The sequence below is a fragment of the Marinimicrobium alkaliphilum genome (assembly GCF_003259155.1).
Taxonomy (GTDB): Bacteria; Pseudomonadota; Gammaproteobacteria; order Pseudomonadales; family Cellvibrionaceae; genus Marinimicrobium_A; species Marinimicrobium_A alkaliphilum.
In genome coordinates this window covers 118,773-134,218 of the sequence record NZ_QGMQ01000008.1, presented here as the reverse complement: position 1 = coordinate 134,218, position 15,446 = coordinate 118,773, and the positions used below count along the sequence as shown (strand labels likewise).

Here is a 15,446-nt window from a genome sequence, read left to right as displayed (position 1 = left end):
AATGCGCAATAACAGCGCTTTACGTTCTGGCTTGAAGCTTGCATAGCCCCATACAGAGGCAGCGGCCCCGGCCGGCCAGCGCCCGACAGGAGAACGGAATTAACGTGAGCTTATCTGAACCCTACAAGCCTTTATTCGACAGCCTGAACACCGCCGTTGTGCAGCTGGACAACGACCTGCGCCTACGCCAGATCAACCCGTCCGCTGAGGCCCTGCTTTCGATCAGCCGCGAGCGCAATCTGGGGGAGTCCTTTACCCAGTTTTTCTACGAGACCGAAGATACCGATACAGAGCTGCGCCAGGCCACCGCTGACTCACACCACTACACCAAGCGCCACGCCGAATGGCAACTGCCAGCCAACGGCCAAATTACCGTGGACTACACGGTCACCCCGATGGCTGACCATCAAGGCGTGGTGATCGAGATCCAGCCGATCGACCGGCTGCTGCGCATCAGTCGCGAAGAGATGCTCACCAGCTCCCAGGAAACCACGCGCAACCTGGTGCGCGGTATGGCCCACGAAATCAAAAACCCTCTGGGCGGCATTCGCGGCGCTGCCCAACTGCTGGCTCGGGAGCTGCCAGAAGGGGACCTGCGCGAGTACACCGAAGTGATCATTGCCGAGGCCGATCGGCTGCGCAATCTGGTCGACCGCATGCTCGGGCCCAACCAGTTGCCGGACCGCCACCCACTCAATATCCACGAGGTACTCGAGCGGGTTGCCATTATCATCAAGGCGGAAACCAGCGACGGCGTTCAGTTGGTGCGCGACTATGACCCGAGCATTCCCGAGCTGGTAGCCGACAAGGAGCAGATGATCCAGGCGCTGCTCAACATTGTCCGCAACGCCATGCAGGTGCTGATCGAACACCACACCCCGAACGCCCAGATCCGCCTGCGTACCCGCATTCAACGTCGATACACCATCGGGCGGCGCTATCACCCGCTGGTGTGCCGCATCGACGTGATCGACAACGGCCCGGGCATTCCGCCCGAGCTGGTAGAGAATATTTTCTTCCCCATGATTTCAGGACGCGCCGAAGGCAGCGGCCTGGGCCTGACCATCTCGCAGCACTTGATCCACCAGCACCAGGGGCTGATCGAATGCCGGAGCGAGCCGGGGGCCACTTGCTTCTCACTCTATTTACCGATGGAAACTAGCCATGCAGAAGTCTAACCGGGTTTGGATTATCGACGACGACCGCTCGATCCGCTGGGTCTTGGAAAAAGCCCTGCAAGCGGCCAACATAGAAACGCGCACCTTTGACTCCGGCGATGCCGCGCTGAATCACATTGGGCGCGAAGTGCCCGATGCGATCATCAGCGATATCCGTATGCCGGGCACCGACGGCCTGTCGCTGCTGAGTAACCTCCACACCCAGTATCCGACCATGCCAATCATTATCATGACGGCGCATTCGGATCTCGAAAGCGCGGTGTCTGCCTATCAGGGCGGTGCCTTTGAGTATTTACCCAAACCTTTTGATGTCGACGATGCGGTCGCCGTGACGCAACGGGCACTGGCACACGCCCAAGAGCAAAAACAGGAAGTCAGCGGTGAAGCCGACGTTGAACCCCACACCGAAATTATCGGTGAAGCACCGGCCATGCAGGAGGTGTTTCGAGCCATTGGACGCCTGTCCCAGTCCAACATTACGGTGCTGATCAACGGCGAATCCGGCACCGGCAAGGAGCTGGTGGCGCGCGCACTGCACCGACACAGCCCCCGGCGCGCCTCGCCCTTCATCGCACTCAATATGGCCGCTATTCCCAAAGACCTGATGGAGTCTGAACTCTTCGGTCATGAGAAAGGCGCTTTCACCGGCGCTGCCGCGCAACGCCAGGGCCGCTTTGAGCAGGCCAATGGCGGCACCTTGTTTCTCGATGAGATCGGCGATATGCCCGCCGAAACTCAAACCCGCCTGCTGCGTGTTCTCGCCGACGGTGAGTTTTATCGTGTCGGCGGCCACACACCGGTAAAAGTCGATGTGCGTATCATCGCGGCCACCCATCAGAACCTGGAGATCCTGGTTAACGACAACCGCTTTCGCGAAGACTTGTTCCACCGACTGAACGTTATTCGTATTCATATTCCCAAGCTGGCGGATCGGCGCGAAGACATCCCCAAACTGGCAAAATATTTTTTGCACAAAGCGGCCAACGAGTTGGATGTGGATACCAAAATCCTACTTTCCGAGACTGAGGAATTTATGTGTTCCCTGTCCTGGCCCGGCAACGTGCGCCAGCTGGAAAACACCTGCCGCTGGATTACCGTGATGGCGTCCGGGCGCGAGGTGCACGTCGATGATTTGCCACCCGAGTTGCTCGGCGGCCAGGAGGATTCAGCACCGGCTGACGATTGGGAGAAAGCCCTGCGTCACTGGGCCGACCAGGCCCTGGCGCGCGGCCACCATCAACTGCTCAGCGAAGCGGTGCCCACATTTGAAAAGGCGCTGATCGAAACCGCACTCAAGTACACGGCCGGGCGCAAACGCGACGCCGCCAACCTGCTCGGGTGGGGCCGCAATACCCTCACGCGCAAACTGAAAGAGTTGGGCATGGCGGGCAACAGCGAAGAGTCAGAAACGCACTGAAAAAGCGACAAGTACAGCGCTGTCATTGGTGCTGTACAAAAAATCGGCTATTGAAAAGCCTCGGGGCGAGGCGTATTATTCCGTTCCTTTTCAGAGCGATTGCAATCGCCGCCATATGGACTGAATGACCATATAGCAACAGGAACAAGGTGCAAGCACAGCCTCAGACTGGGCGCACCGAAACGAGAGACCACTACCATCAGCCCCGGGGACATCATCGTGTCGCACAACGCGTTCTATGCCCAATCGGGGGGTGTTACTGCCGTGATCAACGCCTCGGCAGCCGGTGTCATTGACGCCGCGAAACGCTTCCCACAACACATCAACAAGGTTTACGCTGGCCGCGACGGTATCATCGGCGCGCTCACCGAAGACCTGATCGACGTCAGCCAGGAATCCGACGAGGCCATTCGTGCACTCTTGCACACGCCGTCCGGTGCCTTTGGCTCCTGTCGCTACAAACTCAAATCCCTGGACGAGCACCGCGCCCAATACGAGCGCCTGATCGAGGTATTCAAAGCCCACGATATCCGCTACTTTTTTTATAACGGCGGCGGCGACTCTCAGGACACCGCGCATAAAGTATCGCAACTGTCCGAAAGCCTGGGCTATCCGATCACCTGTGTCGGCGTGCCCAAAACCATCGACAATGACCTGCCTCACACCGACTGTTGCCCGGGCTTTGGCTCTGTGGCCAAGTACGCGGCCGTATCGATTCTTGAAGCGGCTTACGACGTCGAGTCCATGCACCGCACCTCCACCAAGGTGTTCGTGATGGAAGTCATGGGTCGCCATGCGGGCTGGATCGCGGCGGCCACCGGACTGGCTCAGGACGAACGCGGGTTGGGCCCGGATGTGATTCTGTTTCCGGAAGTGCCACTGGATGAGTCTGCCTTCACACAGCGGGTTGAAGCCACCGTTGAGCGCAAAGGTTTTTGCATCGTGGCCGTCTCTGAGGGTGTCAAGAACCAAGCCGGCGAGTTTTTGTCTGCCGCCGGGGCCACCGATGCTTTCGGCCACGCCCAGTTGGGCGGCGCCGCCCCCGTCGTGGTTGACATCATCAAACGATCGCTCGGCTACAAGTGCCACTGGGCGGTCTGCGACTACCTGCAACGTGCCGCTCGTCACATCGCCTCGGCGGTGGACGTGAAACAGGCCTATACTTTAGGTGAGGCTGCCGTTGAGCTGGCAGTTGCGGGCAAGAACGCAGTGATGCCGGTGGTCGTGCGCACCCAGGACGCACCCTACCAATGGCACATCGACCACGTACCCCTCGCACAAGTGGCTAACGTGGAACGCACCCTGCCCCCCGAATACATCAGCGCCGACGGCTTCGCCATTACCGATGCCTGTCGCGCCTACTTGGCCCCCCTTATCGAAGGCGAAGCTTATCCGCCTTATCGCAACGGGTTGCCCGAGTATGTTCGACTTAAAAAAATTGCGGTACCCAAGATTCTCAACACGCCGTTTCAGGTTTAACCGCCTGTCCCTTGTCTCAACCACAAGGGCATACGACTCAAGTCACTGGTAAACACATCGGGAGAATGTTCAGTGACTTGCGAGACAACCGGGTATCAGCAATACCATAGCCATACAAAAAATGGCAATTGAGACCAAAACCGAGAGACCAAAGGCCTACGATCATGAAAGATATCACCTCCCTGCTCGGTGACGACGCAGAACATCTGCTGAGTCACCGCTGTACTGCCATTCCTGCAGAAACCCTGACTCTGCCAGGCCCGGATTACGTCGGCCAGGTGTTTGCCGATACCGACCGTTCAGCGCCGGTACTGCGTAATTACCAAACGCTTCTCAACAGCGGCCGCCTCGGCGGCAGTGGTTATATTTCCATTCTGCCGGTGGACCAGGGCATTGAGCACTCTGCGGGTGCTTCTTTTGCGCCTAACCCCCGTTACTTCGATCCAAAGAACGTGGTCGAACTGGCGATTGAGGGCGGCTGCAATGCGATTTGCTCCACCATGGGTGCACTCGGCTCGGTGGCGCGACGCTACGCTCACAAGATTCCGTTTATGGTCAAGCTCAACCACAACGATGCCTTGATTTACCCCACCAGCTACGACCAGACCCTCTACGGTCAGGTGCGTCAGGCGTACGACATGGGAGCCATCGCCGTGGGCGCAACCGTTTACTTCGGTTCAGAGGGGTCGCGCCGACAACTGCAGGAGATCAGCGATGCCTTTCAGCAAGCCCATGAGCTGGGCATGGTGACAGTGCTCTGGACTTACTTGCGCAACAGCGCCTTCACCCAGGGTGACACTGACTACCACTTGTCCGCCGACCTGACCGGCCAGGCCAACCACTTGGGCGTGACCATCAAGGCGGATATCATCAAGCAGAAGATGGCGGAAAATAACGGCGGCTTTAATGCGGTGAAGGTGGGCAAGACCCATCCGAAAGTTTACTCGGAACTGACGACCGAGCACCCCATTGATCTGGTGCGCTACCAGGTCGCCAACTGCTACATGGGGCGCATCGGGTTGATCAACTCCGGCGGTGCATCCACCGGCGAAGGTGACCTGCAGGAAGCCGTGCGCACGGCGGTGATCAACAAGCGCGCCGGCGGTATGGGGCTGATTTCCGGCCGCAAAGCATTTCAACGTCCGATGGCCGACGGTGCAGCGCTGTTACATGCGATTCAGGATGTGTATCTGGATAAGGATGTGACCATCGCCTAGCGCGGTGATCGAAGTCGGGTGCCACAGTGTCGGATTACGCCCTTGCGGGCTAATCCGACCTACTGGAAACAAAGTGCCAATGTTCGAGCAGGTCGGATTAGGCGAAGCCATAACCCGACAATAAGAGCACACCCCATCAAAGCGCCAATGCTCAAGTAGGTCGGATTAGGCGAAGCCGTAATCCGACACCTGAGGCACCAATCCCAAGCACGTTTATCAACCGAACGGGCTCGCACAGAATCCCTCTCACAACGCCATCGTTCTCCTCAAAAGACCCACAGTGGCGCCCGTTATCACCCAAAACGCTCACCGACAAACGCAACCATTTTTTCGCTTAAACCTTCCTAAAATAGCACCCCATCTTCACGCAAAACAGTCCGCAAAAATCCGACAAATGACTTGGATGCCAAAACGTCGATCCCCGCGCCATCAAGTTTCAGAAGTGTGTCTGCAATCACACAAAACTTCGTGTTAACACGTGAAGCTAAGCGTTGCCAGCTAGCTGGCGCTTGAGTTTGCACGCCGGCCTTGCCAGCAACACCAGAGAAGAGCGGCGCTCTTCTCTGCATAATAATCTTTCACCCAACACATAAAGAGGTAAGGAGCATGCGATACCAAAAATTACTGTTCGGCTCTCTTGCATTGACACTCTCAGCCAGTGCGCTGGGCCACGGCTTGATCAATGAGCCCGCCTCGCGCAACTGGATATGCGGCGCCGTCACCAAACCCGACCAGGCCGAACCTGGCAGCATTTGTGCGGAGGCATTTGAAGGCGACTTCAACGGAGGCTATCAGTTTATGAGCGTACTGACCCATAGCCTCGGTCGCAAAGGTGTTTCACCGCTGCCGGACAACGTCTGCGGCTTTGACAGCTCGACCTGGGACGGCGGCCCGACCCCTTGGGACAAACCCCTCGATTGGCCCACTCATTCGGTAAGCGCAGGTCCGCTGACGATCAGTTGGGATATCGCCTGGGGTCCCCACTTCGACGATACCGAAGAATTCGTATACTACATCACCCGTGAGGATTTCGAATATCAGGTGGGCGAACCTTTGCGCTGGTCAGACTTCGAGGAAGAGCCCTTTTGCGATTTGACCGGCTACGACGACACCAACCCCGGGGCAACGCCCAACATTATTCCTCGTCGGGATCTGGTGTGGTTTGACACTGTCTGCGAACTGCCCGAGCGCTCCGGCCGCCATGTAATTTACGGTGAATGGGGACGCAACTACTTTACCTTCGAGCGCTTTCACGGTTGTATCGACGTTGAGTACGACGGTGGAGACAACGGTGGAGGCATCAGTGCGCCAGTAGCCAACGTCAGTGCCAGCCCCAGTGATAGCCTTTTCATTGGTGCCGGCACAATAACGCTCAGCGCCGCGGCCTCCCAAGGCGATAACCTGAGCTACGCCTGGAGCGTGGACGCGTCTGACAGTTCTCTCTACGCTCTCAGCAGCACCAGCGGCTCACAAACCACCTTGACGCTGGACGAGCCTTCATCGCAAGACGATGTGGTCGTGCGCGTACAGGTGAGCAACAGCGCCGGCAACAGCACCGCATCCTTTGCGTTTACTCACGCTCCCGAAGGTGGCGACACCAACTGGGTCAATTTGGGTGCGTTAACTGACGAGGCGCGCGAGTTGGACAGTGGCGACCAGGTGCAACTGCGACTGGTAACCACCGGCGGCAGCGACATCTATCTGCCTGACACGCCCTTCGAAGTCTCCGAGGGTAGTGCCGACGCCTGGACACTGAGCTTCGCTCAAGCCTTCAACGCCGAAGCCGATGATGTGGCTATTGGGGTGCTCAACAGCGACGGCGATGTCGAGCCGGCAGCGAGCGCCACCGCTAACCGCATTTACGCCCTGGCACCTTCAGCTTACTCCGGCGCCTTCCTGCAAGTGGAGAGCGACTCGGACAATGGTAACGGGTCAGGCGGTAGCGACGACCTGAGTTGTGAGTATGTGATCTCCAGCGACTGGGGCGCGGGCTTTGTGGCCGACATCGTTGTGACCAACAACAGCGGCCAAACGGTGAACGGCTGGAGCGCCTCCTGGAGCTACGGCGGCAACACCGAAATCACCAACGGCTGGAATGCTGACATCAGCGGCAGCAACCCCTACAGCGCCACGCCATTGGACTGGAACGCATCCATACCCGCGGGTGAAAGTGTCAGTTTCGGCTTCCAGGGCACCGGCAGTGCCGGTAACCCCCAGGTCGACTGCGAGTAACGCGCAAACGCTGCACAGGGGCCTCCGGGCCCCTGTTTCCCTCTCCCCTTACGGGCGCCAGTCGCCCAATATGTTGCGCACGGCAAAATCCTTGACCACGTCGTCACTCAACTGACGCCGCAACCGATGCTCGGTACTCGCCCCGGGCCCACGGCTCTGGTACTCAAAAAAGCGCGCATCTTCATCGGGCATAAACTGTTTCCGCCCGCCATCACGCGCGGTACCCCCCATCGGGGCCCATCCTTCGTGGGTAATGTGTGCATCCATTTCGGTGCGGATAAAAATCGCCTTGCCCACGGCATAGGGGTCGGCATAGCGACCATCGGGGAAGGTGGTGGTCGGGTGCCATGGACGCCCCAGCGCCGTCGAGTTGTCCGGCACACCCGGCTCACGCGTCAGTTGCGTATCAATAAAGGTAAAGCCAAACGGACGGCTGATATCCGTGGAAGGTGCAGCGACATAGCCGTGGGTGCCGTGCTCGCGCCCGCGAATACGTGTGCGGATCTCCGAATCAGTAAACAATGCGTTGCCCGCACCAAAAATGAAATCCACATTGCCCGCAATCACACTGCGATCAAACCAACTGCGACCAACATTCGGGAACAGTGTGTCCTGATAGCCCAACAAGGTCACCTCCCGCGCGAGAATCCGATCGCTGCCGCTGTCCAGGTGCAATGCCACCGCTTGGGTGCCGTGCAGCTTGGCGGGGTCGTCGCGATCCAGCGCATCATTGCCTACGAAGTCGAAGCTGTTTTCAATGGTCAGCCGGTGAAACTGGACATCGGCGGCCTGCACAATCACCGTGCCCGAGCGGCGAGTGCCCCAGGTCTCGCCCGGCGCCATTTCCTGGCCGGCATAGGCGTCGTAATAAATGCGCGTGCGTTCGGCGCCCTCACCGATCAGGTGAATATGGGGCTGGGTGATGGTGAGCTTTTCATAGTAGTCACCGGCGCGGATCAGGATCCGATGAGGGGCTGTAGCATCGGCGGGCGCGGCCGCCAGCGCGTCGGTCACTGACTCATACACCGGCGTGGTGCCGCGAGTGTCGACACCGTCCTGTTGAACGATGGCGTCATAAGCCTGGGAGCTGGAATCCGAACCAGTCCAGGTACAGGCGGCGGCGACCAGGATGAGGGTCAAGAGGCAGAGTAGGCGGGTTGGCATGAAAGGTCTCCGGTGGTTTGATTTTTGTTGGATCGGGCAATGTCGTTAATTGTGCTGTACTTCTGCGCGCCCGGGGTTTGGGTGTGTTTTGTCGGATTACGGCGGCGCCTAATCCGACCTGCTCAAACATTCGTACGCTGTTGAGGCTGGGTGCCGCTTTGTCGGATTACGCTGCGCTAATCCGACCTACTCAAGCAATGGCACACTATCGACAGTAGGTCGGATTAGCCCGCAGGGCGTAATCCGACACTGAGGCACCTTGTCATCCAGGCCTCACCAATTGACAAAAGAGCGCGATTTTGAGAAGCTAGCACAAAATGATAGCGTATATCATTTTACGCTACCAACGCAACTAGGCCCCGAATCAACGGCGCTGCACGACCCGAGCGGGCCAAACAAACAACAAGCCGCAGCAGCGGCCATCAAGTGGGACCCCCTAATGAAAGAACTGAACCGATCAACCGCGGCCGGTGCGGCCAGCTACCCCGAACGCATCCTCCAGTACGGCGAAGGCAACTTCCTGCGCGCTTTTACCGACTGGATGATTCACAAAATGAACAAAGAGGCGGATTTCAACGCCGGCGTCACCGTGGTTCAGCCCATCGCGCAGGGCATGGCCGACATGCTCAACGCCCAGGACGGCCTCTACCACCTCTACCTTCAGGGGATCAAAAACGGTGAGCCGGTGAGCGAAGTGGAGCTGATCGACTGTATCAACCACGCCCTCAACCCCTATAGCCAGTTCGCGGACTATGTCGCCATTGCGGACAACCCGGCGTTGCGCTTTATCGTTTCCAACACCACCGAAGCCGGGATTGCCTGGGATGACACCGACACCCTCGACATGCAGCCGCAGAAGTCTTTCCCGGCCAAGGTTACCGCCTTTCTGCACCGCCGCTTCCAGACCTTTGACGGGGCCAAGGACAAGGGCCTGATCATTCTCTGCTGCGAGCTGATCGAGCACAATGCCGACATCCTCAAGAAGTATGTGCTCCAGCACGCCGAGCGCTGGAACCTGGGCGCTGACTTTATCGCCTGGGTGGAAGAAGCCAATGCCTTCTGCAGCACCCTGGTCGACCGTATTGTGCCGGGCTTTCCGCGCGACAAAATCGACCAGATCCAGAGCGAGCTGGGCTACAAGGATAACCTGGTGGTTGAAGGCGAATACTTCCACGTCTGGGTAATCGAAGCCCCCGCATGGGTCCAGAAAGAATTCCCCACCGAGCAGGCTGGATTGAACGTCATTTTCACCGACGACATGACCGCCTACCGGGATCGCAAAGTCCGTATCCTCAACGGTTCGCACACCGCCTCCTTTGCCGTGTCCCTGCTCTATCCGGTGGACACCGTACAGCAGGCCATCGAGCACCCGGTGATCAGCCAGTTTATGAAGCAAGTGGTGTTCGACGAAGTCTGCCCGAATATCAACCTGCCCAAAGACGAGCTCAAGGCCTTTGCAGAAGAAATTCTGGAGCGCTTCTACAACCCGTACATCAAACACTTCTGGAAGAGCATCGCGCTCAACTCCATGGCCAAGTGGGAAACCCGCGTACTGCCGTCGCTGCTGGACTTCCAGAAGCGTACCGGTGAGCTACCCACCCGCATTGTGTTCTCCCTCGCCGCACTGATGGCCTACTACCAGGGCGAGCCTCAGGACAGCGAAGACATTGTCGCGTTGTACCGCGCGGCCTGGTCCGACTGCGACGACTCCTACGACGGCATCAAGGCGCTGGTCACCCAGGTTCTGGCCTACGAGAAGAACTGGAAAACCGACTTGAACCAGGTGCCCGGCCTGACCGAGTTGACGGCTCAGTACCTGTACGCGATTCGCACATTGGGCATGGAGGAGGCACTGGAAAAGCTGCTGGCCGACGATGCCCAGCTGACACAGCGCGCCAGCTAAGCTAGTCTTAGGGCTGTGGCCGTTTGGAAACGCGGCCACGGCCCTTTTTTCATTGAACTTGGCACCCTAAGGCACACCTTATGGCAAGAATTGCAGCGATCGGCGAAGTCATGGTTGAGCTTTCGCCCTACCCCACAGCCCAGGAAGAAAAGCGCGAAGTCATGGCGCTGTCCTACGCCGGGGATACCTTCAACACCTCGGTCTACATGGCACGCCTGGGCACCCAGGTGGACTACGTCACCATTCTGGGCGACGACCCATACAGTGACCAGATTCTCGCTCGCGCCCAGGCCGAGAACATCGGCACCGGGATGATCGAGCGCCTACCGGGTCGAGCCCCGGGCCTGTACATCATCCGCAACACCCCGGATGGCGAGCGCGAATTCTTTTACTGGCGCAAAGAAGCGCCCGCGCGGGAACTGTTTAACGACGATGCGGCCGCCGCCAAACTGGCCAAGCAACTGGCCGGGTGCGATGCGGTTTACCTGAGCGGTATCACCCTCGCGATCATGAGCGAGACCGCCCGTATCACTCTGGGCTACCTACTGGCCGAGCTGCGCAGCGAGGGTATCACCGTCGCCTTCGACAGCAATTACCGCCCGCGCTTGTGGCCGAGCAAGGAAGCCGCGCAAAAAGCCATGCTGTCAGTCTTGCAGCACACCGATATCGCCCTGCTGACGCTGGACGACGAGGGCCTGCTTTGGGGCGATGACTCCATCGATGGCGCCAAGCGCCGCTATGCGGACCTGTCACTGCAGGAGCTGGTGCTCAAACGCGGCGCCGAAGAATCCATCATCATCCGCAATGGCCAGGAAGAGCGGGTCCCCGTACCCAAGGTCAACAATGTGATCGATACCACCGGTGCCGGGGATACCTTTAATGCCGGCTACATGGCGGCGCGCCTCAAAGGGGCCGAGCCCGCGGACGCCGCCAAAGAGGGCACCCGCTGCGCCGGTATCGTCATCCGTCACCGCGGCGGCGTGATCGACAAGATGACCTTCGAGGGCGAATACAACGCCTGATACAGGCTTCCCGTTTAAGTTTCGACCTTGGGGTCAGCGGTTCGCCGCTGACCCCTTTTTTATGCCCGTGTAATACATTTGCAGGATAAACAAAGCGACCGCGCTCCTTATACTCAAGAGATCACCTGGCCTACAGGGACTTTGACAAGGAGTACACCATGCGCACATTGACGCTTTTCCTGATGATCACCGCCCTCGCCCTGACCGGGTGCGGCGGCAGCAGTAACGACGACACTCCCCCAACCGGTACTAACGGCAACGGGAATGGCAACGGCAACATCATCGGCCTGAACGGCAATGGCAACGGAGGCGACAACGGCGGGGCTCTACCCCCCGTCGACGCCTTCCAGCTTCCTGCGCTGAGCGGCTTGAGCGGCGATGCCGACTACCAAGGTGCCCTGTTCTTCACCGCGACCGGCGAAGGCGAGGCGGGCCTCTACCGGGTGCAACCTGGTGGTGCGAGCCCCTCCATTGCCCTCGTGGATGACCGTCTGGCAGAGGGCTTGCGGCCGACAATAGTCGATGTCTTCGGTGAGGCCACAGAGCTGCCGCCCATGATCAGCCCCAGCGAATACGATCGCTTTATCCGCGCGGTCCCCGCCGGTGACTTCGATTCCACGTCGGGCACTGCAGAAAACTTCCGCGTCGGACAAATCTTTTACAATTACGGCCTGCTTGCAGAAGCTCGAGGCTATCAGCGCATCGACGTGGGCGCCGGCAACCCCGAGCCCATCCGCGTCACCAGCGACGATAATGTCAGCCCCCTGTTCGAAGCCTACATCCAGAACGATCTCAACCAAAGCGACAATACGGCCATTCTCAATCGCGTTGGCAATGACTGGCGCCATATCCCATTGAACGCGCCCGACGATACCCCCGCCGCGATACTCCCGCGCGACTGGCGGCCTGTAGCCCCCCTGGCTAATGTCAGTCAAGCGCGTGGACTGGGCTACCTGGTGATCGATGAAGAGGACGACAGCCTGGTGATGATCGACATGGCGCTGGACGTCGTGGGAACGGCCAGTTATAGCAATGGCGGCCCCGTGCTTGACGTGCGCGCCGCGCAACCCGTGGGTCTAAGCGCTCCGGATGGCAGTATCCTGCTGGCCGTCGCCGCTACCGACACCGAAATCGACGACAGCGAGTATGCTCGTTTGTGGCGCTACGTCCCGGATCAGGACGGCGGTCAGCTGCACAGCTTGACCAACGCCGAAGGCGACGGACTCTATTTCCCCCATTCGATCTTTGGCTTTGCCATAGCCGTCCCTCCGGAAAACTTTATGGTGGTCGACGGGGACTATACTTATCTGCTGATTCAATCAGGCATTCTGTTTGCGATGGACTTCGATATCGTGCGCGTCGGCGCCGACGGATGGACCCTTTTACACACGGAAGAATTGGTCCCCGGCAATGCTCTTCTGAAAACCGGTAACCACTTGGTGTACGCCAATGCCGCAGGGCAGATCATCAGTATCGACACTCAAGGCAACAACCGACGCATTCTCGATCGCAACGACCCGAACAATATGTTCAGCAGCCAGGATGTCAGCTTTTTCACTCAGGGCACGCGCGACGGCTGGGTGTACTACAATCGCGATGAGCAGATTGGAATCAACGAAAATATTGAAGCGGCTGTGGCGGCACGCGCCGACGGCAGCGAGCGCATCGACATTCACAATGCCCAGTGGATAGGTGTGTCACATACCGGTCAGGCTACTGTGGGCGAAGGGCTCAATACCCTGACGCTCAGCGAAGTATTCCTGCTGCGCGAAAACGGCGAGTTGGTGGCGGTGGGTGCGGCCGATCCCGCCGCGGGCGGCGTCACCCTCGGGCAACTCCCTGCGGGCAACGATTCGGTGCAGATGTTTGGCGCCGGCGCCGGGCCACACAGATTACTGACGACCTACAGCGGTGAGGGCAGTAACCTCAGTGATATCAACGTAATTTACGTCAACACCCGCGCCGAACAGTCGCTGGAGGTGGTGAGTCCGTCACCGGACAACAACACCAATCAGCGACCGATTGGAGGCTTTTAGAATCAGTTACTGCTGGCGCGCAAGCATGGGCTTGCCGCGCTTGCAGAGCTGGATCGAAAAACCAAACGGGTCGCGCATCATGGTCAGGATTGAGCCATCGTCCAGACGCACGTCTTCGACATGGCTCGCGCCCACTTTTTCCAATTCCGCACGCTTGCCATCCGGATCCTCACAAACAAATGCCAGGTGCACAATCAACGGGTTCATATCCGCATAAGGCGGCACTTCACCCGGGGGATTGTTGTAGATCTCAATCATGGTATCGCCGCTTTCGTCGGCGAGGAAATGGGTCTTTGGACCGTGATCGATCTTGCGCGCTACGGTCAGGCCCATATTCTTGACATACCAATCAGCGACCGCTTCCGGGTCAGCCACATTAAAGGCAAAGTGTTCAATTTTCATAAGGTCTCTCACTGTTTTTAGTAGGTTCGGTTGCAAATCACCCGACACGAGGGCCGGGTGACTCGGATGGCGATAGTTGCTTACGCCGGGATCAATACAGCCCCATCAGGCGCGGCAGCCATTCGCTGATTGCCGGAATATAAGTGACCAGCAAGAGCACCACAAACATGGCCGCATACATGGGCAAGAGTGGACGCACCATGCTGGCAATACTGGTCTTGGCCACGCTACAGCCCACAAAGAGCACACTACCTACCGGCGGTGTACACAGACCAATACACAGGTTCAATACCATCATGATCCCGAAGTGCAGCGGCGACATACCCAACTCCATCACAACCGGCAGGAAAATGGGCGTAAAGATCAGCACTGCCGGCGTCATATCCATAAAGATACCGACCACCAAAAGAATCAGGTTAATCGTCATCAGAATGATAATTTCGTTTTCACTGATGGCCATCAGGCCCTGACTGATGGTTTGCGGAATATTTTCGTAGGACAGGATCCAGGACATGGCCGAGGAACAGGCAATCAACAGCATGACAATGGCGGTGGTTTCCACCGCCTTGGTCAGTATGCCCGGCAACTCCGTGATTTTTACTTCCTTGTAGAAAACCACGGACAGTAACAGCGCGTAGAGCACCGCCATGACACTGGCTTCAGTAGCGGTAAACCAACCAGCGATAATACCGCCAATCACAATCAGCACCAGAAGCATGCTGGGAATCGCATCCAGGGTCTTGCGAACCGCCTCACGCAACGTGGCGCGCTCACCCACCGGGTAACCCTTGATTTTGGCGTACACACCGCACACCGCCATCAAGCCCAACATCAGCAGCAGGCCGGGAAGATAACCGGCGATAAAGAGTGCCGCGATCGACACGCCGCCACTGGCGAGCGAGTAAACAATCAGGATGTTACTCGGTGGAATCAGCATACCGCTGGTGGAGGCGGTAACGGTAATCGCACCGGCAAAGTTGCGGTCATAACCCTCTTTGGCCATGGCCGGCACCATAAAGCCACCGATCGCCGAAGTTGCCGCCACCGCCGAACCGGAAATCGCGCCAAACATGGTACAGCTGATCACGTTCACAAACGCCAGGCCGCCGGGCAACGCACCGAACAGGACTTTTGCAAATTCAATCAATCGGCGGGCAATGCCGCCCTGCCCCATAATCAGGCCCGATAAAATGAAGAAGGGAATCGCGAGCAACGCAAAACTGTTGATCCCCCCGGCCATGCGCTGTGCCATGGTGGTCATCGCGGGCGCAAAATCGATGGTGACCAACATGGTCGCCATGGTGGCAAAACCGATGGCGATGGCAATCGGTACGTTGATTGCGAGCAACACCGCAAAGGTGAGCAGCAAAATAATAATGGTTATATCCATGATCTA

General features: G+C 58.3%; 11 protein-coding genes. 8 read left to right on the top strand and 3 right to left on the bottom strand.

Annotation, left to right across the window (positions count from 1 at the left end; all coding sequences use genetic code 11):
* The first annotated feature begins 104 nt into the window (after positions 1-104).
* From glnL to DKW72_RS13645, 5 genes are all read left to right on the top strand, one after another.
* The gene (glnL, locus tag DKW72_RS13665) at positions 105-1,178 is read left to right on the top strand and encodes a nitrogen regulation protein NR(II) (RefSeq protein ID WP_111642937.1); all 1,074 of its coding nucleotides are present in this window, start codon (positions 105-107) and stop codon (positions 1,176-1,178) included.
* Positions 1,165-2,595, top strand: a complete 1,431-nt coding sequence (gene ntrC, locus DKW72_RS13660; RefSeq protein ID WP_111642936.1) for a nitrogen regulation protein NR(I) — start codon at positions 1,165-1,167, stop codon at positions 2,593-2,595. The genes glnL and ntrC overlap by 14 nt, the downstream gene beginning before the upstream one ends.
* Positions 2,596-2,811: 216 nt before the next feature.
* Positions 2,812-4,074, top strand: a complete 1,263-nt coding sequence (locus DKW72_RS13655; RefSeq protein ID WP_111642998.1) for a 6-phosphofructokinase — start codon at positions 2,812-2,814, stop codon at positions 4,072-4,074.
* A gap of 164 nt (positions 4,075-4,238) precedes the next feature.
* Positions 4,239-5,291 carry a class I fructose-bisphosphate aldolase gene (locus DKW72_RS13650; RefSeq protein WP_111642935.1) on the top strand — a complete coding sequence of 351 codons (1,053 nt, stop codon included), beginning with the start codon at positions 4,239-4,241 and terminating at the stop codon, positions 5,289-5,291.
* Between the two features lie 606 nt (positions 5,292-5,897).
* Positions 5,898-7,523 (top strand): lytic polysaccharide monooxygenase, encoded by a 1,626-nt coding sequence (locus DKW72_RS13645; protein WP_111642934.1) that lies wholly within the window; start codon positions 5,898-5,900, stop codon positions 7,521-7,523.
* A 48-nt stretch (positions 7,524-7,571) separates the two neighbouring features.
* Here DKW72_RS13645 and DKW72_RS13640 read toward each other — a convergent pair whose 3' ends face one another.
* Positions 7,572-8,687, bottom strand: a complete 1,116-nt coding sequence (locus DKW72_RS13640) for a pectinesterase family protein (protein WP_111642933.1) — start codon at positions 8,685-8,687, stop codon at positions 7,572-7,574.
* A gap of 439 nt (positions 8,688-9,126) precedes the next feature.
* On the opposite strand from DKW72_RS13640, the gene DKW72_RS13635 reads away from it, so the two are divergent.
* The 3 genes from DKW72_RS13635 to DKW72_RS13625 all read left to right on the top strand — a co-directional run bounded on the left by DKW72_RS13635 (position 9,127) and on the right by DKW72_RS13625 (position 13,648).
* On the top strand, positions 9,127-10,590 hold the full coding sequence (locus DKW72_RS13635; protein WP_111642932.1) for a tagaturonate reductase: 1,464 nt from the start codon (positions 9,127-9,129) through the stop codon (positions 10,588-10,590).
* A gap of 80 nt (positions 10,591-10,670) precedes the next feature.
* Positions 10,671-11,612 (top strand): sugar kinase, encoded by a 942-nt coding sequence (locus tag DKW72_RS13630; RefSeq protein WP_111642931.1) that lies wholly within the window; start codon positions 10,671-10,673, stop codon positions 11,610-11,612.
* Between the two features lie 158 nt (positions 11,613-11,770).
* The gene (locus tag DKW72_RS13625) at positions 11,771-13,648 is read left to right on the top strand and encodes a hypothetical protein (protein WP_111642930.1); all 1,878 of its coding nucleotides are present in this window, start codon (positions 11,771-11,773) and stop codon (positions 13,646-13,648) included.
* A gap of 6 nt (positions 13,649-13,654) precedes the next feature.
* On the opposite strand, the gene DKW72_RS13620 is transcribed toward DKW72_RS13625, so the two are convergent.
* Together DKW72_RS13620 and DKW72_RS13615 are read right to left on the bottom strand one after the other, a co-directional pair.
* Positions 13,655-14,050: a VOC family protein gene (locus tag DKW72_RS13620; protein ID WP_111642929.1), complete on the bottom strand. Its 396-nt coding sequence runs from the start codon at positions 14,048-14,050 to the stop codon at positions 13,655-13,657.
* A 91-nt stretch (positions 14,051-14,141) separates the two neighbouring features.
* Positions 14,142-15,440: a TRAP transporter large permease gene (locus tag DKW72_RS13615; protein ID WP_111642928.1), complete on the bottom strand. Its 1,299-nt coding sequence runs from the start codon at positions 15,438-15,440 to the stop codon at positions 14,142-14,144.
* Between the last annotated feature and the right edge of the window lie 6 nt (positions 15,441-15,446).

Coding starts and splice junctions, on each gene's coding strand:
- ntrC (WP_111642936.1), top strand. CDS start 1,165: ATGCAGAAGTCTAACCGGGTTTGGATTATCGACGACGACCGCTCGATC.
- DKW72_RS13650 (WP_111642935.1), top strand. CDS start 4,239: ATGAAAGATATCACCTCCCTGCTCGGTGACGACGCAGAACATCTGCTG.
- DKW72_RS13645 (WP_111642934.1), top strand. CDS start 5,898: ATGCGATACCAAAAATTACTGTTCGGCTCTCTTGCATTGACACTCTCA.
- DKW72_RS13640 (WP_111642933.1), bottom strand. CDS start 8,687: ATGCCAACCCGCCTACTCTGCCTCTTGACCCTCATCCTGGTCGCCGCC.
- DKW72_RS13635 (WP_111642932.1), top strand. CDS start 9,127: ATGAAAGAACTGAACCGATCAACCGCGGCCGGTGCGGCCAGCTACCCC.
- DKW72_RS13630 (WP_111642931.1), top strand. CDS start 10,671: ATGGCAAGAATTGCAGCGATCGGCGAAGTCATGGTTGAGCTTTCGCCC.
- DKW72_RS13625 (WP_111642930.1), top strand. CDS start 11,771: ATGCGCACATTGACGCTTTTCCTGATGATCACCGCCCTCGCCCTGACC.
- DKW72_RS13620 (WP_111642929.1), bottom strand. CDS start 14,050: ATGAAAATTGAACACTTTGCCTTTAATGTGGCTGACCCGGAAGCGGTC.
- DKW72_RS13615 (WP_111642928.1), bottom strand. CDS start 15,440: ATGGATATAACCATTATTATTTTGCTGCTCACCTTTGCGGTGTTGCTC.